Source organism: Streptomyces sp. NPDC020362 (assembly GCF_040642095.1).
Classification (GTDB): Bacteria; Actinomycetota; Actinomycetes; order Streptomycetales; family Streptomycetaceae; genus Streptomyces.
Genome location: NZ_JBFAET010000063.1, coordinates 24,708 through 44,400, shown reverse-complemented (window position 1 = coordinate 44,400; position 19,693 = coordinate 24,708). Strand labels below are relative to the sequence as shown.

General features: G+C 71.9%; 8 protein-coding genes. All 8 read right to left on the bottom strand.

What is annotated here, in order from left to right:
• The coding region (locus tag AB0H32_RS22985; protein WP_361123654.1) for a type I polyketide synthase at positions 1-2,724 on the bottom strand (2,724 nt) is incomplete at its 3' end.
• Between the two features lie 73 nt (positions 2,725-2,797).
• The gene (locus tag AB0H32_RS22980; RefSeq protein ID WP_361123651.1) at positions 2,798-8,488 is read right to left on the bottom strand and encodes an SDR family NAD(P)-dependent oxidoreductase; all 5,691 of its coding nucleotides are present in this window, start codon (positions 8,486-8,488) and stop codon (positions 2,798-2,800) included.
• A 2-nt stretch (positions 8,489-8,490) separates the two neighbouring features.
• A complete protein-coding gene (locus AB0H32_RS22975; RefSeq protein WP_361123648.1) occupies positions 8,491-13,335 on the bottom strand; it encodes a type I polyketide synthase in 4,845 nt (1,614 codons plus the stop codon).
• Between the two features lie 47 nt (positions 13,336-13,382).
• Entirely contained in the window at positions 13,383-14,048 is a 666-nt protein-coding gene (locus AB0H32_RS22970; protein ID WP_361123645.1) for an NAD(P)H-binding protein, read from the bottom strand.
• 2 nt (positions 14,049-14,050) lie between these two features.
• On the bottom strand, positions 14,051-15,301 hold the full coding sequence (locus AB0H32_RS22965) for an MFS transporter (protein WP_361123642.1): 1,251 nt from the start codon (positions 15,299-15,301) through the stop codon (positions 14,051-14,053).
• A 278-nt stretch (positions 15,302-15,579) separates the two neighbouring features.
• A complete protein-coding gene (locus AB0H32_RS22960) occupies positions 15,580-17,664 on the bottom strand; it encodes an NADPH-dependent 2,4-dienoyl-CoA reductase (protein ID WP_361123639.1) in 2,085 nt (694 codons plus the stop codon).
• Positions 17,665-17,681: 17 nt separating this feature from the next.
• Positions 17,682-18,476, bottom strand: a complete 795-nt coding sequence (locus AB0H32_RS22955; protein ID WP_361123636.1) for an SDR family oxidoreductase — start codon at positions 18,474-18,476, stop codon at positions 17,682-17,684.
• 47 nt (positions 18,477-18,523) lie between these two features.
• On the bottom strand, positions 18,524-19,687 hold the full coding sequence (locus AB0H32_RS22950; protein WP_361123634.1) for an acyl-CoA dehydrogenase family protein: 1,164 nt from the start codon (positions 19,685-19,687) through the stop codon (positions 18,524-18,526).
• Positions 19,688-19,693: the final 6 nt, after the last annotated feature.

The following is a 19,693-nucleotide window of genomic DNA, read 5'->3' as shown; positions in this document are numbered from 1 at the left end:
AAGCACGTTGGACCAGTCCACCGGCAGGCCGGCGACGTGGGCCTCCAGCAGCGACAGCAGCGCACGGTCCAGCCCGCCGATGTCACGGCGGAGTGTGCCGACGGGCACGCCGGGCGCGCCGACCGCCTCAAGGGTCTGCTGCACACCGACCGCGAGCAGCGGGTGCGGGCTCGCCTCCACGAAGAACCTGAACCCGTCCGAGGCCAGCGCCTCGATCGCGTCCTGGAACAGCACGGTCTGCCGCAGGTTGCGGTACCAGTAGCCGGCGTCCAGCTCGTGCCCGGCGAGCCGGGTGCCGGTCACCGTCGAGTACAGCGGTACCGTGCCGTCCACCGGCTCGATCCCGTCGATCGCGGCGAGGAGTTCGTCGCGTATCGCTTCCACCGCCGCGGAGTGGGAGGCGAAGTCCACCTCGATCCACCAGGCCCACACGCCGTCGGCCTTGCACTTTCCGGCGAAGCCGCGCAACGCCTCCGAGGCGCCGGAGACCACCACGGAGTCCGGACCGTTGACCGCGGCGAGCGACAACTCGTCCCCCCAGGGCGCGAGACGCTCCAGGGTCTGGTGCGCCGAAAGCCCGACGGACAGGGCTCTGCCCTTCCCGGAGAGTCCGACGAGCAGCCGGGAGCGGGTCACCGCGACGCGCGCCGCATCGGCGAGAGTGAGCGCGCCCGACACACAGGCGGCCGCGATCTCGCCCTGCGAGTGCCCGACGACCGCGTCGACCCGCACGCCCCACGACTGCCATAGCCGGGCCAGCGAGACCATGACGGCGAACAGCGCGGGCTGGACCACGTCGATGCGGTCGAGCAAATGCCCGTCGGTACCGGCCACGACGTCCAGCAGACGCCAGGTGACGAGTTCGTCCATCACGTCCGCGCACGCGCGCATGGAGTCGGCGAAGACCGGTGACTCGGCCATAAGATCGCGAGCCATGCCCGACCACTGGCCGCCCTGCCCGGGGAACATCAGTGCCATACCGCCCTCGGCCGCGATGTCCGCGACCACTCCGTGTGGCAGGCTCTCACCGGTCGCCAGAACGTCCAGGCCGTCCAGCAGGGTGGCGCGGTCAGCGGCCAGCACCGCGGCCCGATGGTGGAAGAGCGACCGTGTGGTCGCCAGCGACCAGGCCACGTCGGCCAGGCGGGCCTGCGGCTGGGCCCGGAGGAAGGAGCGCAGCCGCTCGGCCTGGGCGCTGAGTGCGGCAGGGGACTTGGCCGACAGCACGACCGGTACCGTCGACGGCTTTCCGGAGCCCACCGCGTCCGTCTCCCGCGCCGGGTCCCCGCCGTCCCGCGGGTCGTCGTCGGCCGTCGGCTCCGCCTCGGGCGCCGTCGTCCGGGCGTCATGTTCCAGGACTACGTGCGCGTTGGTGCCGCTCATGCCGAAGGCCGACACCGCGGCCCGGCGCGGCCGGTCCAGCTCCGGCCAGGGCATCGCCTCCGTGAGCAGCCGAACCTGCCCCTCTCCCCAGTCGACCTCCCGCGTCGGCGCGCTGACGTGCAGCGTCCTGGGCATCACGCCGTGCCGCAGGGCGAGGACGGCTTTGATGATCCCGCCGACGCCGGCCGCGGCCTGCGCGTGGCCGATGTTGGACTTCATCGATCCGAACCACAGGGGACGCCCGGGATCGCGGTCGGTTCCGTAGACGTCGACCAGTGTCCGGGCCTCGATGGGATCGCCGAGCGGGGTCGCGGTGCCGTGCGCCTCGACCATGTCGACCTGGCCGGGCGCGACCTGGGCGGCGCGCAACGCGGCCTCGATAACCCGGTGCTGTGAGGGCCCGTGTGGCGCGGTGAGGCCGTTGGAGGCGCCGTCCTGGTTGAGCGCGGAGCCACGTACCACGGCTAGCACCTCGTGGCCGTTGCGGCGGGCGTCCGACAGCCGTTCCAGGACCAGCATGCCGGCGCCCTCGGACCAGCTGGTGCCGTCGGCGTCGTCGGAGAACGACTTGCACCGGCCGTCGGGGGCGAGCGCGCGCTGCCTGCTGTACTCGCTGAACACCGTCGGGCTGGCGATCACCGCGGCAGCACCGGTCAGCGCGAGGGTCGTCTCACCACGGCGCAGCGACTCGCACGCCAGGTGCAGCGCGACGAGGGCCGACGAGCAGGCGGTGTCCACCGTCATCGCCGGGCCTTCCAGGCCCAGGGTGTACGCGATGCGGCCCGAGGCGACGGCGGGGGCGACACCGGTCACGACATGTCCCTCGACTTCCGAGGGAATCGTGGGCGCCCCGGAGCCGTAGCTGTGTGCGGACATGCCGACGAACACACAGGTGCTGCTGCCGCGCAGTGTTTCCGGGATGATGCCCGCCCGTTCCACGGCTTCCCAGGAGGTCTCCAGCAGCAGCCTCTGCTGCGGGTCCATCGCAAGAGCCTCTCGGGGGGAGATGCCGAAGAACGGGGCGTCGAACTCGGCGGCGCCGCCCAGGAATCCGCTCTCCGTGACATAGCTTCTGCCCGGTGCGTCAGGGTCGGGGTCGTAGAGGGTGTCCAGGGGCCAGCCGCGGTCGGTGGGCAGTGGTCCGATCGCGTCCCCGTCGCCGAGGACGAGGTCCCAGAGCTGCTCCGGTGAGTCGACTCCGCCGGGGAACCGGCAGCTCATACCGATGATGGCGATGGGCTCGGTGGCGCGGTCGCGGACCTCCTTCAGGCTCTGTTTCGTGCTGCGCAGGTCGGCGGTGACGCGTTTGAGGTAGTCGCGGTACTTGTCTTCGTTTGACATGTGGGCGGGCTCCAGAGTGCCGTGCTCGTCCGTACGGAAGGCGGGGGCGTCGGGGGAGGGCGGAGACGAGGGGTCAGTCCCCGCCGAGCTCCTGGTCGACGAACGCGAAGACGTCCTCGTCGCTCTCGCCCTCGAAGACGGTGTCAAGATCCTGTGAGGGGCGCTGCCCGGGTGTGTCCGCGTGGCCGTCGACCCACCTCCACAGCAGTGCTTCCAGCCGCGTTGTGACGCGGCGCCGCTCGGCGTCGTCCGGCTGCTGCGCCGACAGCATCTCGGCCAGCCGGTCGATCTCGGCGTTCAGCGGTGAAACGGGCTCGGCGGGCCCCAGCAGCACCAGCAGACGGTCCGCGAGTGCGGCCGGTGTCGGGAAGTCGAACACCAGCGTCGCCGACAGGGTCAGGCCCGTCGCCGCGGTCAGCCGGCTGCGCAGCTCGACCGCTCCCAGGGAGTCCAGGCCCAGCTCGGTGAACGTCTGGCCGACGGCAACGGCCATGGCCGAGCCGTAACCGAGCACCGCCGCGGCCAGCTGCCGGACCAGCGTCGTCAGCCGGCCCCGTCGGTCGGCCTCAGGAAGGCCCGCGAGTTCGGTCTTCAGCGCGTTTGCGGAGTCATCGTCGTCAGCGCGGTCCCGGACACCGGCCAGCCGGTGCAGAAGGGCGGGCAGGCCGGGCTCGGCCGCCCGGCTCCGCAGGGTGCGCCGGTTGAAGGGAGCGGCCACCAGCAGGGCGTCGCCGTCGCCGGTGGTCGCCGCGTCGAACAGGGCGAGCCCCAGCCGGGTGGGCAGCGCGACGAGCCCGGCACGCGCCATCCGTCGTACGTCGGCGTCCGTGACGTCCCGGGTCAGCTCGGTGGCCTCCTGCCACAACCCCCACGCGAGGGACACCGCGGGCAGCCCCGCCGCCCGGCGGTGCTGGGCCAGCGCGTCCAGGAACGCGTTTGCCGCGGCATAGTTGCCCTGTCCGGGCGCGCCCATCACACCGGCCGCCGAGGAGAACAACACGAAGGCGGCGAGGTCCAGGTCCTGGGTGGCCTCGTGCAGCGCCCAGGCGGCCTCGGCCTTGGGGGCCAGCACCGTTGCCAGGCGCTCCGGGGTCAGCGCCGCCAGAACACTGTCATCGATCACACCGGCGGCGTGCACCACGGCGGTCAGCGGGTGTTCGGGCGGCACCGAGGCGAGCGCAGCCGTGACGGTCGCCCGGTCGGCGAGGTCGCCGGCGTGGACCCGGACATCGGCGCCGAGCCCGGCGAGTTCGCGCAACGCCCGCTCGGCGCCGGGGGTGCCGGCCCCCCGTCGGCTCAGCAGCAGCAGTCTGCGCATTCCGCGTACCTCCACCAGGTGACGGGCGACCCGCAGGCCGAGTCCTCCGGTGCCACCGGTGATCAGCACGGTGCCGTGCGGGTCCCATGCCGGCGCGGCTGTGCGTACCCGGCTGCCGGACAGCGCCTCCTCCTTGCCGACCGCGGGACGTGGCAGGTCCGGCAGTTCGTTGAGGGCTTCGGCCAGTGGTCCGGTCCCGAAGTCCCGTGCGTCGGCGAACCGTGTGTCGTCGGCCGTGAACCGGCGGACCGCCTCTGCGGCCGGCTCCGAGGCGGAGTCGGCTTCGTCGGGGAGGTTGAGAACCAGTCCGATCGGCCGGCCGCGCAGTGCCGGGGCGAAGGCGTGCGCGGCCTCCTCCGTGCGCGAGGACGCGAGGTGGGCGGCGTCGAGGCCGAGGGCACGCAGCAACGCTCGGGGGGCGGGCGCCGCAGTGGCGAAGACCTCCAGGCCCCGGTGCAGGGCCAGCGCCACGACGGCGTGGTCCAGCAGCGTGGCCGCGTCGTGCACCAGGACCGGCCGGTCCTTCGGCACCCGCGCGAGCACCCCCGCCGCACGCAGATACGCCGCGGCCGACGCCGCGCGCGGGTACGACCAGCCGGCGGGCACGGCGCGCAGTGTCCGCGCGTCGACCAGGACCGTGCGCTCGTCCGTGACCCGCTCGCCGGTCAGCGCCCGGTCGCCGGGAGCGAAATCCGTGACGTCCGTACCGGCGGCGAGTACCGAACCGGCCGCGCCGCCGCCGGACACCGCCCGCACCGCAAGAAGCACCTGGCCCTCGTCCGCGGTCCCAGGCGAGGTCGCCGACGGCATGGTCAGGTCGGCCGGGACGAGGCGGGGCACGAGCACCTCGCCGTCCCGGACCGCGTACTGCGCCTCCCCGTGCGCCAGCACGGCCGGCAGTTGGGCGGACGAGGACTCCCGGCTGTCGAGGTCCACCAGCACGAACCTGCCGGGGTGCTCGGACTGCGCCGACCGCACCAGCCCCCATACGGCGGCCTGCGCGGGATCGGGCTGTTCCTGCGGGGTGGCGGCCACCGCGCCGCGGGTGAGGACGACGAGTCGGCTGTCGTCGGTACGCCCGTCGGCAAGCCAGTCGTGCACGAGACCGAGCGCGCGGCTGGTCTCCTCGGCCACCGCGGCCCCGGAGTCCGGCTCGGCGTTCTTCCACCAGACCAGGACGGCCTCACCGGGATCCTCTTCATCGTCGAGCACGCCACGCAGGGAAGCGGCGGTTCGCACGGTCGGCACGACGTCGTGCCAGCGGGCCGGCGTGCCGGCGCCGCCGACCGCCGTCCACCGTTGGTGCTCGCGCTCCGGTGCGGGGCCCGCGTCGGACCATGCCACCCGGAACAGGTTGTCCCGGATCGCGTCCTGCGTGGCGTCGGCCGAGCCGATCGGACGCACTGTCAGCCCGGCGACGGTGGCGACGGGCGCTCCGTCGCCGTCCGCCAGGTCGAGTGTGGCAACGCCGTCCACGCCTCCCCGCAGCCGTACCCACAGCTCGGTGGCACCGGTGGCGTGCAGGGTGACGCCCTGCCACAGGAAGGGCAGCATGGCCGTGCTCTCGTTCCCGCCGCGCAGAGCCAGTGTGTGCAGCGCCGCGTCGGACAGGGCCGGGTGCAGACCGAACCGCCGAGCCTGGCCGTGGGCCTCGTCGGGCAGCCGCACCTTCGCGTAGAGGGCCTCGCCGTCGGACCAAGCCTGCGTCAGCCCTCGGAACCGCGGTCCATAGGCGAGCCCGGCGGCCGACAGGCGGTCGTAGAGTCCGGTGATGTCCAACTGCTCGGCACCTGCGGGCGGCCAGGCCGACCGGGTGGCCGCGGACGCCTCCGTCGTGGAAAGGGTGCCGGTGGCGTGCCGGATCCAGACGTCGCCGCCGTCTTCCCCTTCCGTCCTGTCCTCGCGGGAGTACACCGAGATCTCCCGTCGGCCCTGGTCGTCCGGTCCGCCGATCTCGGCCCGCAGCAGCCGGGCGCCTTCGGCCGCCAGCACCAGGGGGCTCTCCAACACCAGTTCGTCGAGCCCCGGGCAGCCGGTCGCACGGCCCAGATGCAGGGCGAGCTCGACGAAGGCAGTGCCGGGTAGAAAGATCTGGCCGCCGACGACGTGGTCGCCCAGCCAGGCATGTGTTGACAGGGACATCCGGCCGAACGCGGAGATGCCTGCGCCGTCAAGGGTGGTGGTGAGGGCGCCGAGCAGAGGGTGCCCTGCGGGTTCCAGACCGGCCGTCGCGACATCGGCGGCGGCTGGCTCGTCCGGCCAGAACCGGGTGTGCTGGAAGGGATACGGAGGCAGCACGACCGGTCGCGCCACTGTCCGGGGGAAGATCCGGGTCCAGTCCACGGGCACCCCGCCCTCCCACAACCGGACGAGCTCGGCAAGGACCTCCGCCCTGCCCCACCGGGTCTGTGGACCGAAACCGCTCTCCAGCATCCGGCCCTCGTCTTCGGGGGCGGTTGCCGGCACCGCGGCGTCCACGTCGAGTGCTTCACCAAGGGTGTGGTCTCCGCCCAGGTAGGCGGCGGCGCGGGCGGCGTCGCCACGCCAGGCGACCGGCTGTACGCCGAGGTGACGCCACATCCGCAGCAACGCGAGCCATCCGGTCAGGGAGACCAGCCGTCCGTCCAGGTCCTTCTCGATCGCGGCCGGCACGTCCTCGCCGGTGGCCGTGGTGAGTTCGGCGGCGGCCTCCGCCAGCTCGTCGGCGAAGGGCGCAAAGGCGTCGCGCAGGTCGCGGATGTCGGCGGCGGCGGCCGGATCACCGGTCAGTCGCAGGGTGGCCACAGCCGGTTCCGCGACCGCGGCGGCGGCCGACGCACTCATCAGCCGCGCGGCGAGCGTTCCGGTGTCCCCGCCCACGACGGCGGCGCGGTGGGCGAACCGTGTGGCGCGGCCCGCCAGTGCGGTGGCCACCTCGACGGCCGACGCTGCGGCGGCCGTACCGGTGGTTACCGCGTCCGCGATCCGGGCGCACTGATCCCGCAGCGCCGCGTGTGTGCGTGCCGAGACCATCCAGACGACCGGTCCGGCGGCGGGTGCGGGCCAGGTGCCGGCGTCGGGTTCCGGCGGGGCCTCTTCGATGATCACGTGCGAGTTGGTTCCGCTGATGCCGAACGAGGAGATGCCGGCGCGGCGGGTACGCTTCCCGGCGGGCCATGGCCGCGCCTCGGTCAGCAGCCGGACGCTGCCGTCGCTCCAGTCGACATGGGGGGTCGGGCGGTCGATGTGCAAGGTGCGCGGCAGCGACTCGTGGCGCAGCGCCTGCACCATCTTGATGAGACCGGCCATGCCGGCGGCGGCCTGTGTGTGGCCCAGGTTGGACTTCAGGGAACCAAGCCACAGCGGCTGCTCCGCCGGTCGCCGCCCGTAGGTGGCCTGGAGTGCCTGCGCCTCTATCGGGTCCCCCAGCACGGTGCCCGTGCCGTGCGCCTCCACGGTGTCGATCTGGGCGGGGGAGAGCCCCGCGTCGGCCAGGGCCTGCCGGATGACCCGCTGCTGTGCGGGCCCGTTGGGCGCGGTGAAGCCGTTGGACGCCCCGTCGGAGTTGACTGCCGAGCCACGGATCAGCGCCAGCACCGGATGCCCGTTGCGGCGGGCATCGGACAGCCGTTCGACAGCGATCAGCCCGACGCCCTCTGCCCATCCCGTGCCGTCGGCGGACGCCGAGAAAGGCTTGCAGCGTCCGTCGGGAGCCAGCCCGCGCTGACGGCTGAACTCGACGAACACCAGCGGGCTACTGATCACCGTGGCGCCGCCGGCCAGGGCGAGCGAGCACTCCCCCCTGCGCAGCGACTGCATGGCCAGGTGCAGCGCGACCAGGGACGACGAGCACGCCGTGTCCACCGTCAGGGCAGGTCCCTCCAGCCCGAACAGGTAGGAGATACGGCCGGAGGCCACTGACAGGGCGTTGCCCGTCGCGAGATGGCCCCGCACCTCCTCGGCCGACTGGGTCGCGGCGCTGATGTAGCCCTGGGTCCCGACACCCACGAACACCCCGGTGCGCGATCCGCGCAGGTCGGCCGGGTCAGCTCCGAGTCCCTCGAACAGCTCCCAGGACGTCTCCAGCAGCAGCCGCTGCTGCGGGTCCATCGCCAGCGCCTCACGCGGCGACAGGCCGAAGAACTCCGCGTCGAATCCGGCCGCGGCGGTGAGGAAGCCGCCACTGCGCACATACGACGTGTCGGGCCGGGCGGGGTCGGGATCATAGAGCGCTTCGACGCCCCAGCCCCGGTCGGAGGGGAAGTCACCGATGACGTCCCGTCCTTCTGCGACCACCCGCCACAGGTCCTCGGCGCTCGCCACCCCGCCGGGAAACCGGCAGGCCATGCCGACCACGGCGATCGGTTCCGCCGCCTTCTCCTCGGCGGCCCGCTGGCGCTCGCGGGTCTCGTGCAGCTCTGCGGTTACCTTTTTCAGATAATCGAGCAGTTCGCTCTCGCTGGCCATGGTCACTCCGCTTCCGGTTCGGAACCAATGCCGAGTTGGCTGGTGATGAAGGCGAGAACCGAGTCGGCGTCGGCGTTCGCCAGTTCGACCGATGGGCTGTCGCCCATCGGAGCGGGGGACAGCGCCCTGGTCAGTTCCCGCAGCCGGGCCACGACCGCCGCGCTGCCCTGCTCGTCGAGAGGGAGGCCAGCGACGAGCTCGTCCAGCCGGTCGATCTCGGCCAGGACCGGCTCCGGCCCCACCGCCGACCCGCTGAGCAGTGCGGACCGCAGGGACTGCGCCAGGGCATGAGGGGTCGGATGGTCGAGGACCGAAGCCGCCGGCAGAGCCAACCCGGTGACGGTGTACAGGCGGTTGCGTAGTTCCACGGCGGTCAACGAGTCGAACCCGAGGCTCTGGAAGGACTGACGGCCGTCGAGCGTGCCTTCGGCGGTCCCGAGCGTCAGAGCCACCTGCCGGCCGACGATCTTCAGTAAGTGCTCACGCTGCTCGTCCGCCGGGAGCCTCAGCAAGGTATGGGCCAGCCGTTCGGCGGGCTCCGGCCCGGACGCGGAGTAGCCGGAGACCAGTTCGGTCAACTGCGGACTCGGCCGGCCCGGTCGGACCTTCATGGCGAACCGGTCCCATTCCACGTCAGCGATGATCACTGCGGGCAGGTCGTCGGCGGCGGCCCGCCATAGCGCTTCGACCGCTTGGTCGGGGTCCATGGGCGTCAGACCGCCCTGCCGCAGCCGACCGGTGTCGGCGTCCTGTGCCATGCCGGCCGCCGCCCACGGTCCCCAGGCGACGGCGGTTCCGGGAAGCCCGAGGGCGTGGCGGTGCTCGGCAAGCGCGTCGAGATGAGCGTTGGCGGCGGCGTAACCGCCCTGGCCCGGAGTCCCGACTGCGCCGGAGAGGGAGGAGAACAGGATGAACGCGGACAGCGGCACATCAAGGGTCAGCTCGTGCAAATACTCGGCCGAACGGGCCTTGGCGTCCAGCACATCCGCCAGACGCCCCGGAGTCTGGCCGTCCAGCACTCCGTCATCCAGGACGCCGGCGGCGTGCACGACTGCACGTAGGGGCCGGTCCGGCGGGATCGACGCCAGCACTTCGGCGACCTGCGCGCGGTCGGAGACGTCGCAGGCTGCGACGGTTACTGCGGCGCCGAGTCGATCCAATGCGGCGCACAGCTCGGGCACGCCGGGGGCCCGAGGGCCTCGTCGGCCGACGAGCAGCAAGTGGACGCCGCCGCGCTCGGCCAGCGAAAGCGCGACGCGGGAGCCGAGCCCGCCGGTGCCGCCGGTGATCAGCACGGTGCCGGTGAGGTCCAGCGGCCGTACCGTGGCATCCGGCAGGGGCACGACGCGGCGTGCCAGGATCCTGCCCGCGCGCAGAGCGAGCTGGTCCTCGGCGGCACCCAGCGCGGTGGCCAGCAGCGGCCCGACGTCCTCAGCGGCGGACGGCAGGTCGACCAGGCCGCCCCACCGGTCGGGGTGTTCCAGGGCGACGACACGGCCGAGTCCCCACACGGCGGCGGACCACAGGTCGGGGGCCTCACCGTCGATGGCGACCGCCCTCCGGGTCAGGCACCACAGCGGTGCCGCGAGCCCCGCGTCCCCCAACGCCTGGACCAGGGCGAGTGTCGTTTCCAGTGCCACGGGCCGGCCCTTCGGCCCGGTGCCGGAGGTGAGGGCCAGCGTGGAGATCACACCGTCCGGCGCTGGGGCTTTCGCGAGTATCCGGCCGTATTCGGCGCGGTCGGCCGCCTCGGGGACCGGCAGATGTACGACCTTCGCCCCGAGCTTTGACAGGACAGCGCCGAGACCGTGGTCGTCGCCCACCAGGAGCCAGGTCCCGGTCAGGGACCTGGCCGCCGGGGAGACCGGACGCCACACGACCGCGTGGCGGCGGCCGTTCCCCGAGGCGTGGCGCGCCGCGCGTTCGCGCCACCGGGCGAGGGCGGGCAGCAATTCCGCCAGGCCGACGTGCTCCCCCGCACCGAGTTCGGCGGCCACTGTCGCGGCGTCGGCCTGGGAGACAAGCTCCCAGAAGCGCGCATCCTCGCCGATACTCGACCGTGGTACGGCATCGAGCCAGTGCCGTTCCCGCTGGAAGGGATAGGTCGGCAGGTCGACATGGACACCACAGCGGGGCAGTAGCGGGGCCAAGTCGACCGGGACGCCATGGCAGTGCAGCCGGGCCAGGGCGGTCAGAGCCGACCGGGCCTCGGGCCGATCACGGTGGAGCACCGCCACATTCAGTGTGTCCGGGTCGTCCAGGCTGTCGGCGGCCATGCCGGTCAACACCCTGTCGGGGCCCAGCTCGACGAAGGTGGTGACGCCGTCCGCGACAAGGGTGCGCACACCGTCGGCGAAGCGAACGGTGCCGCGCACGTGGTCCACCCAGTAACGGGGGTCGGACAGCTGGGCGGCGGAGGCCTGCTCGCCGGTGGCGTTGGAGACCACCGGGACGGAGGGCGCGTGGTACTTGACCGACAAAGTGACCTGGAGGAATTCGTCGAGCATCCCGTCCATTCGTGGCGAGTGGAAGGCGTGACTGACGTTCAGCCGCCTGGCGGGTCTGCCCCGGGCCTGCCAGCGCTCGATCAGCTCCGTCACCGTGTCCTCGTCGCCGGACACGACCACGGATCGCGGGCCGTTGACCGCGGCGATGCCCACTTGGTCCGCGCGGTCCTGCAGCAGGTCGATGATCTCGGACTCGTATGCCTGCAGCGCTGCCATGGCGCCACCCGGCGGCAATGCCTGCATCAGGCGTGCCCGGGCGACCACCACGGCACAGGCGTCGACGAGCGACAGCACCCCGGAGACGTACGCAGCGACGAGTTCGCCGAGAGAGTGGCCGAGCAGCCGGTCAGGTCGCACACCCCACGAGTCCAGCAGCGCGAACAGCGCGGCCTCGACGGCGAACAGGCCGGGCTGGGCGAACTCGGTGGTGTCCAGCAACGCCGACTCCGCCGTGCCGGCGTCGGCGAACACGATCTCCCGCAGCGGCCGTGACAGATGCCGGTCCAGCTCGGCGCAGACCGCGTCGAACTCCGTCGCGTAGGCGGGGAACGTCTCGTACAACTCGGCGCCCATGCGGGCGCGTTGGCTGCCCTGGCCGGAGAACAGGAAGGCGATCCGGCCGGTCCCGCGCACCTCGCCGCTTACGGCGTCCAAATGTTCGTTTCCCGCGGCCAGCGCCGAGAGCGCCGCGCGCAGCCCGCCGAGGTCCGGGCCGAGGAGGACCGCACGGTGCTCGAACCGACTGCGGGTGGTGGCCAGCGCCCGCGCGACGTGCGACGGTTCCGCCTGCGGCCGGCGGGCCGTCCAGTCGAGCAGCGCCGCCGCCTGTGCGGCCAACGCCCGCGCCGAACGCCCGGAGAGCAGCCACGGCAGCAACGGAGACTCCGGCTTTTCACGGCCGGTACCGGAGTCCTGGGCTCCGATCGCCTCCGCGGCCCCGATCGTCGCCCGGGCCGACACGGGCTCGGGGGCCTCTTCCAGCAGCAGATGCGCGTTGGTCCCGCTGATCCCGAAGGCCGACACGCCCACCCGCCGGGCATACCCGCCGTCGGTCCACGGCAGCGCCCTGGTCGCCGGCTGGACCGTGCCCGCCGACCAGTCGGCATCGGGCGTGACCTCGTCGGCATGCAGGGTGGAAGGCAAAATGCGGTGCCGGAGTGCCATCACGGCCTTGATCACTCCGGCGACCCCGGCTGCGGCCTGTGTGTGACCGACGTTCGACTTCACGGAACCGATCGCCAGCGGATCGCCCGCCTTGCGTGCCGTGCCGTAGACCGCGGTCAGTGCCTGGACCTCGATCGCGTCGCCCAGGCGGGTGCCAGCGCCGTGCGCCTCGACCAGGTCGACCTCGCCCACCGGCACACCGGACGCGGCCAGCGCGTCCCGCATCACCTGCTCCTGCGCCGTCCTGGCCGAAGTCGCCGCCGGTGACAGACCGTCCGGCGCGGTGATGCCGGCCAGTCCGTCGCACGCGCCCACGGAGTTGACCGCTGATCCGCGGATCACCGCGAGCACCGGGTGGCCGTGCCGACGCGCGTCCGAGAGCCGTTCAAGGAGCAGAACGCCGGCGCCCTCGCCGAGGCCGAAGCCGTCCGCCCCCGCGCCGAACGCCTTGCACCGGCCGTCTGGGGCCAGCAGCCGCCTGCTGCCGAGGTCGACGAGGGCTCTCGGCGACGACATCACGGTCACCCCACCCGCGAGGGCGGCCACGCACTCCCGCTCGCGCAGCGAGCCCACGGCCAGATGCAGGGCGACCAACGAAGAGGAACACGCGGTGTCGACGGTCTGGGACGGTCCGCGCAGCCCCAGCGTGCCGGAGACGCGTCCTGAGACCAGCGCGCCCGCCGTACCTGCGACAAGGTACCCTCGCGCGGCCTCACCCGCCGCGGCGTGCACGTCCGAGTAGTCATGAACGCTGGATCCGACGAACACTCCGATCCGGCGGCCGCGCAGGGACCGGGGATCGATGCCCGCGTTCTCCACGGCTTCCCAGGAAATCTCCAACATCAGCCGCTGCTGGGGGTCGAGGGCCGCGGCCTCCTGTGGTGAGATCCCGAAGAACGCCGCGTCGAACTGGTCGGCGTCGTGCAGGAAGCCGCCCGAACGGCTGTGACCGCGCCCCGGAGCGTCTGGATCCGGATCGTACAGACCCGCCAGATCCCAGCCGCGGTTGACGGGCAGCTCCGAGACGGTGTCTCGGCTCCCGACTACGACACGCCACAGGTCTTCGGCGCCGCTCACCCCACCGGGATAGCGACAGCCGACACCGACCACGGCGATCGGCTCCCGGCGGCCACCTTCCAGTTCGGTGGTCGTAGCGCCGGCCTTGTCATTGAACACTGCTCACTCCACGGGTTATTCCCGACGAAAACACGAGATCCGGATATTCAGGGACTCGGCCTCGCCAGGGCTGCTCGGATGTCCCATGTGCCGGAGGAGACGGCCAGCACTTTGTGCACCGCCGCCGGCGCGGTGAGCGCCTCCACTACGGTCATGGCCAAGTCGGGCCGGCCGATGGGCCCGTCGGGCCGGGGGTCAGAACCCGAGCGCAGCAGGATCCGTCTGGTGGGCGGGGAATCATCCAGCATCCCGGGGCGCAGCACACACCAGTCCAGGTCCCGCTCCCGCACGGCGTGTTCCGCTCTCTCCTTCTCCCGCAGATACGCCGGCAGATCGTCGCCGAGCGCTGCGCGGTCGCTCTCGCTCGGCAGCATGGCGCTCACCAGTACGAAGCGACGGACCCCGGCCCGCTCGGCCGAGAGGGCCAGCAGGACGGCCGGGGACATGACCGTGGGCGCGTCGGGCGTGCCGGGTCCGAGCCCGGTACCCGCGGCCAGCACCACCGCGCCCGCTCCGGTCATGGCGCCTACGACCTTTTCTGCCGCCCCGCCGCTGTCGCTGCCGACAACGACGGGTTCGACACCGGCTTGCCGCAACCGGGGCGCGCGCTCGGCCCCGCGGATCAGCCCCACCGGCGTCATTCCCTGAGCAATCAGGGTTTCCGACAGCCGGGTGCCGAGACGCGTCGTGACGCCCAGGATCACTACACGCATGCTCAGTTCACCTCTGTGGCCGGCACGGCGACTTCGGTCTCGGGCCGGACGGGCTTCGGCAGACTGACGGCCAGCGCCGCGGAGACCATCGCGGCAGCCGCGCCGAGGCCGATCGACGCGGCCGGTCCACGCACGTCGAGCAGCCAGCCCACCACGGGCATGGCGAAGGCAACTCCGCCGGTGGTCGCCGTGGCCAGCCAGCCGAAGGCCTCGGCGCGCCGCTCGGGCGGCGCGACTTCGCCTATCCGGGCGTTGCTCGCCCCGAGGCTCGGGGCCACCGCTGTCCCCGTCAGGGCCGTCACCACCGCGAGCCCCCACACCGGGGTCTGGTCGGAGAGCGGCGGCAGCAGCACCGCCAGCACGGCCAGGCCCACCACGAGTACCCCGATGCTGCGCCCGCTGTTCTGTCTGCGGCCGCGTCCGACGACAGCCAGTCCGCCGACGGCGGAACCCAGGCTGAACAGGGCGATCAGTACTCCCGCAGTCGTCGCTTCGTCGTTGTCGCGGCCCCAGGCCACGAGTGAGAGGTTCACCGAGAACAAGGCCGCCATCAAGAAGAACGCCACGAGCACCGCTCGCAGGAAGACCGGATCACGCAACAGCGAACTCCGCTCCGCCCGTTCGCCCGGCTGGGCCTGGCCGCGCGGCTCGACACGGTCCAGCGCGGCCGCCCGCAGCACCAGCGCAAAGGTCATCGCCCCGCCCGTGGCCAGTACGGCACAGACGGCCACGGCAGCCATGCCGCCCGACAACGTCACGACTGTCGTGGCCAGGAGAGGTCCCGCCATGGCGACCAGTTCGTACCCGGTGGAGTCCAGGGTGTAGAGGGCGTCCCGCTGCTCGTCCTTGACCAGTCGCGGCCACACCGAGCGGGAGACCTGGGAGACGGGCGGCAAGGCCAGTCCCGTGAAGAAGGCGATCACCACGGCGACCGGCCAAAGGCTCGCCGGCGACAGCCCGGCCACGGCGATCAGCAGACCGAGCCCCAGGGCGTAGGCGACGCCGGTGGTGAACAGGACACCGGTCGCGGAGTCACGGTCGGCGATCCGTCCCCGCACCGGACCGGCCACCGCCTGTCCGATCGCCATCCCGCCGGACAGCAGACCCACGCTGGCGTATGAGCCAGTCCAGTCGGCGATCAAGAACGACAGCGCGACCGGCAAGGCACTGAGGTGCGTCCGGGCGAGCAACGACAGTGGCAGGAGCCGACGCAGGCGCGCGTCCCCCAACAGTGTGCGCAGCGTACGGAACATGTTTACTTTCCCTTGGTCAGATGCCGGGGGAGTACAGGTCTGAGAGGCGTGGGTGCGGGGCGACCCGGAATGGTGTCTGTAATGCACCGCCGGGCAGTGCCGCGGACCAGGGCCGTCCCCTCGGAATGTCTGCCGAGCCGGCCGCCTCGCCCGGGCGTTGCGTCCCGCGTCGCCGAGGCCATGAACGATTTTTCGCTTCGATCGGGCAGGGCCTCCATCCCCTATCCGCCCCTGTTCTCGCTGTCCCCGCCCCGCACCAGCCCGTGTCCGCCGCACCGTCACCCCGCCGGCATACGCGCGACGTGGTGTGCGGCCCGCAGTCCTTCCGCGGTGGCTCGTACGGCGTTCAGGCCCTGGGTGCCAGCCGCGCCGCCTGCGGCGACGAACGGCACGCCGGCTGCGCGCAGCAGGGCGACGAGGTCCGTCACGGGCCGCTGGCCCACGGCAAGGACGACATGGTCAGCGGCAACGAGCCGCTCCCCTTCGGCATCACGGACCACCACCCCGTCAGGGGTGATCTCCTGGCAGGTGACGCCGGTCAGCATGCGGACACCGACGGATCGCAGCTCCCCCATGACAACCCAGCGTGTGCTGGGGCCGATGCCCTGGCCGATGGTCCTTCCACGCCGCATCAGTGTCACCTCACGGCCGCCACGCCGGGCGGTCCGGGAGGGCCCGAGACGCGCCGAAGCCGTCGCCGCGCCACTCATGGTCACGGCGTGCAACGCGAGGAAGTCCTCCGGCGTGGACTTGGTGCCGGGCTCGGCAGTGAGCCGGTGCGCCAGGTCGACTGCTATGCCGCCACCGCCGATGACGGCGATCCTGGGTCCGAGCGACTGGGATTCCGCGAACGCCTGGGCGTAGTCCAGAACATGGGGCAGCGTCACGCCCGGAAGGTTCGGCTGTACGGGGACCACGCCCGTGGCGAGCACGACGCCCTCGAACGCCCGCAGTGCGTTTACGTCCTCGGGGCCGACCCGGCGGCCGGTGTGCAGGGCCACACCCAGTTCCCGCAGTTCGCGGACATGGTGCCGGATGGTCTCCGCGAAGTCGGATTTCCCCGGTACCTGCGAGGCCAGCCGGAACTGGCCGCCGGGCTCGGCGGCCGCCTCGTACACCTCCACGTGGTGGCCCAGCCTCGCGAGGGCCCGCGCCGCCTCCAGGCCGGCGATCCCCGCGCCGATCACCGCGTAGCGACCGCGCTCCGGCCGGCCGCAGCCGGGCACCGGACCGGACGGGAACTCCGCCTCGTGTCCAGCCCTGGGGTTGACGAGGCAGGACACCTGGTCAGAGCCGAACGAGCGATCGATGCACGCCTGGTTGCAGGCGATGCAGAGATTCACGGTGTCGGAGCGGCCGGCGCCCGACTTGGCGACGATCTCCGGATCGGCAAGGAACGGCCGGGCCATGGCCACGAAGTCGATCTCGCCGTCGGCCAGCACCTCGTCGGCCTGTGCGAGACGGTTGAAGCGATGGGACGCGATCACCGGGACGGCGTCCAGGCCGTCCGCCCTCAACGCCCGCTTCACCGCCTTGGCGCTGTACGCCCAAGTGCCCGCCGGAACCTGCGCCTGCACGGTGGGCACCGGCGACTCGTGCCATCCCACGCCGACCGAGAGCGCGTCCGCGCCGGCCTTCGCCAGTGCCACGGCCAGGGCGCCGACCTCCTCCGCGGGGGTACCACCGTCGACCAGATCCGCCCCGGAGATCCTGAACAGCACTGGGAAGTCCGTACCGACGGCGGCGCGGACCGCGCGCATCACTTCCACTGGGAACCGGCGCCGTCTCCCGCTGTCGCCGCCCCACTCGTCGTCGCGGCGATTCGTCAACGGTGCCGTGAACTGGTTGATCAGGTAGCCCTCGGAGCCCATCACCTCGACGGCGTCGAACCCGAGTTCACGCGCGGCACCTGCGCCTGCGCCGAAGTCGCCGATCGTCGAGGCGATGTCCTCGGGCGTCATCGCGCGCGGAGTGCTGCGCGAGAAACGGCAGTGGACCGCGGACGGGGCGAGCGTGGGGCCTCCGTCGGCGCCCAGAAGCGCGTACCGCCCGGCGTGGAAGAGCTGGAGGGCGATCTGTCCGCCTCGGTCGTGCACCGCCCGCACCGCGGCCGAGAGCGCCGCCATGTGCGTACGGTTCCCGATCACCCCGTATCCGCGGCCGCCCGCGCCGACGGGACTGACCGCGGTGCCGCCGGTGACAATCAGGGCCGCACCGGCCTCCGCGCGCTCCGCGTAGAAGGCGGCAAGAGCCTTGCCCCCGTCGTCCGCAGTCTCCAGGTTGAGGTGCATGGCACCCATGACGATGCGATGAGCGAGGCCGAGCGTGCCGATGGCACCGGGCCGGAAGACGTGGGGGTACATGCTGCGCCCCTTGCCGCTCAGGTGTCCCGCGTCGGGCGGGGCGGCAGCCGAAGGCCCTCGCCCGCGTCGGCGAAGAACGGCGGCGCGACCACACTCAGGCCCCCGTCCACCACCAACGTCTGGCCCGTGATGTACCCGGCCCCGTCACCCAGCAGAAAGGCGATGGTGTCGGCCATTTCCTGGGCGGTGCCGCGGCGCCGGGCGGGGATACGGTCGAGCACTCCGCCTATGTCCGGCATGCCCTCGACGTTGTAGAAGTAGTCCAGTGAGTCGGAGTGGATCAGACCACCGTTCACCGCGTTGACGTTGATGCCGTACGGCGCGAATTCCACTGCCATGTATCGCACCCACGCCTCGATCGCGGCCTTCATCGCGCCCAGCGTGGCGTACGTCGGGTAGGCGCGGATCGAGCCGTAGGACGACAGGGCGACGATCCGCCCGCCGTTGTCCATCAACCTGACGGCTTCCTGCGCTCCGAGTACGAAGGGCCGCACATTCATCGCGTAGGAACGATCGAGGTGGTGCGGACCCAGGTCGACGATGTTCTTGAAGGCGCTGGCCGCCGCGTTCGACACAAAGTGGTCCAGACGCCCGCAGCGTTGCGCCACCCCGTCGAAAAGTGCGCGGACGCCGTCCGTGGTCTCCATGTCCGCCTGAACGGCGAGACCCCGGCCGCCGGCCTCCTCGATGTCGGCTACGGTCTTCTCCGCCAGGTCGGCGTTCTTTTTGTAGTTGACCACCACGGTGTTGCCCCGGCGGCCGAGGGTGAGCGCCAATGCCCGGCCGATGCCGCGCGAGGCGCCTGTGATCAAAGAGACCGGAGGTGTCCCGGTTTTCGATGTCCGGCTGCTGTCGTAGGTCAACGCTCTCCCTCTCCGGCGACGGTGCCCTGCCGCAGCAGTTCGCGGAACACGACGGCCTTCTGCACCTCGTTGGTGCCTTCCTCGAAGCGCTGTGCGCGGGCGTCCCGGTAGACGCGCTCGATCTTCTGGGACTTCCAGTAGCCGAGCCCACCGTGGATCTGCAGGGCCTTGTCCGTAACGGTGGTCAGCATCGTTACCGCGTGCATCTTCGCCATGGAGGACTGCATCGACGCGTCGTCGGCACCCGCCTCGAAGCGGCGTGCGGCGTGCAGCACCAACTGTCTGGCCGCCTCGATGTCGGCGGCGTTCTCAGCGAGCATGAACTGGATCGCCTGACGCTCGGTCAGGGACTTACCAAAGGTCATCCGGGTACGCGCGTACTCGAGGGCGAGTTGCTGGGCGCGCCGGGCCAGTCCGACGCAGCTCATGGCGACCGAGATCCGCGAAGGAGTGAGGAACCCGCCGAGGAAGACCTTCAGCCCCTCGCCCTCCTCTCCGAGGCGGTGGTCCACCGGCACGGGCGTGTGGTCGAAGACGAGGGACGCATGGTCGGTGCCGGTGACGCCCATCGTGTCGGAGATGTCCTCGGCCTGTACTCCCGGCGCGTCGCGGGGCACCAGCAGAGCGACCGTGCCCTCGTGCCCGGTGGTACCCGCCAGGCGTGCGGCCAGCAGATAGTAGTCGCAGCGCATTCCGAACGTGATCAGGTGCTTTCGGCCGGACAGGTAATAGGTGTCGCCCTCACGCGTCACCGAGGTGGTGATGTCCGCACCCGTTCCGTTGCCGGGTTCGGTCAGCGTGAACGCGATCTTGATCTCACCCATGATGGAGGGGACGACGAACCGCTTTCGCTGCTCCGCCGAGGCGTGCCCGTCCATGGACCGCCAGATGCCGTTGACGACATGCACGATCATGCGGATGGATCCGTGGGAGCGGGAGAAAATCTCCATCAGTTCCATCCATTGTGCGAATCCGAGCCCCTGCCCCCCGTACTCGACCGGAGCGGCTGTCCGCAGGAACCCCAGTCCGTTCAGCTCGGCCCACAGCGCCTCCGGGACCTGGCCAGTCTCCTCGATGCGCTCGGCCCAGCGTTCGCCCGGCCCCCGCACCCATTGGTCGATCTCAGCTCGGATGCGGCAGAACCGCTCCTCGTCCATCATCTGCTG

What these genes read in the sequence shown, in the direction of transcription:
- AB0H32_RS22965 (WP_361123642.1), bottom strand. Translation starts at nt 15,301, where the DNA reads ATGTTCCGTACGCTGCGCACACTGTTGGGGGACGCGCGCCTGCGTCGG.
- AB0H32_RS22950 (WP_361123634.1), bottom strand. Translation starts at nt 19,687, where the DNA reads ATGATGGACGAGGAGCGGTTCTGCCGCATCCGAGCTGAGATCGACCAA.
- AB0H32_RS22970 (WP_361123645.1), bottom strand. Translation starts at nt 14,048, where the DNA reads ATGCGTGTAGTGATCCTGGGCGTCACGACGCGTCTCGGCACCCGGCTG.
- AB0H32_RS22960 (WP_361123639.1), bottom strand. Translation starts at nt 17,664, where the DNA reads ATGTACCCCCACGTCTTCCGGCCCGGTGCCATCGGCACGCTCGGCCTC.
- AB0H32_RS22980 (WP_361123651.1), bottom strand. Translation starts at nt 8,488, where the DNA reads ATGGCCAGCGAGAGCGAACTGCTCGATTATCTGAAAAAGGTAACCGCA.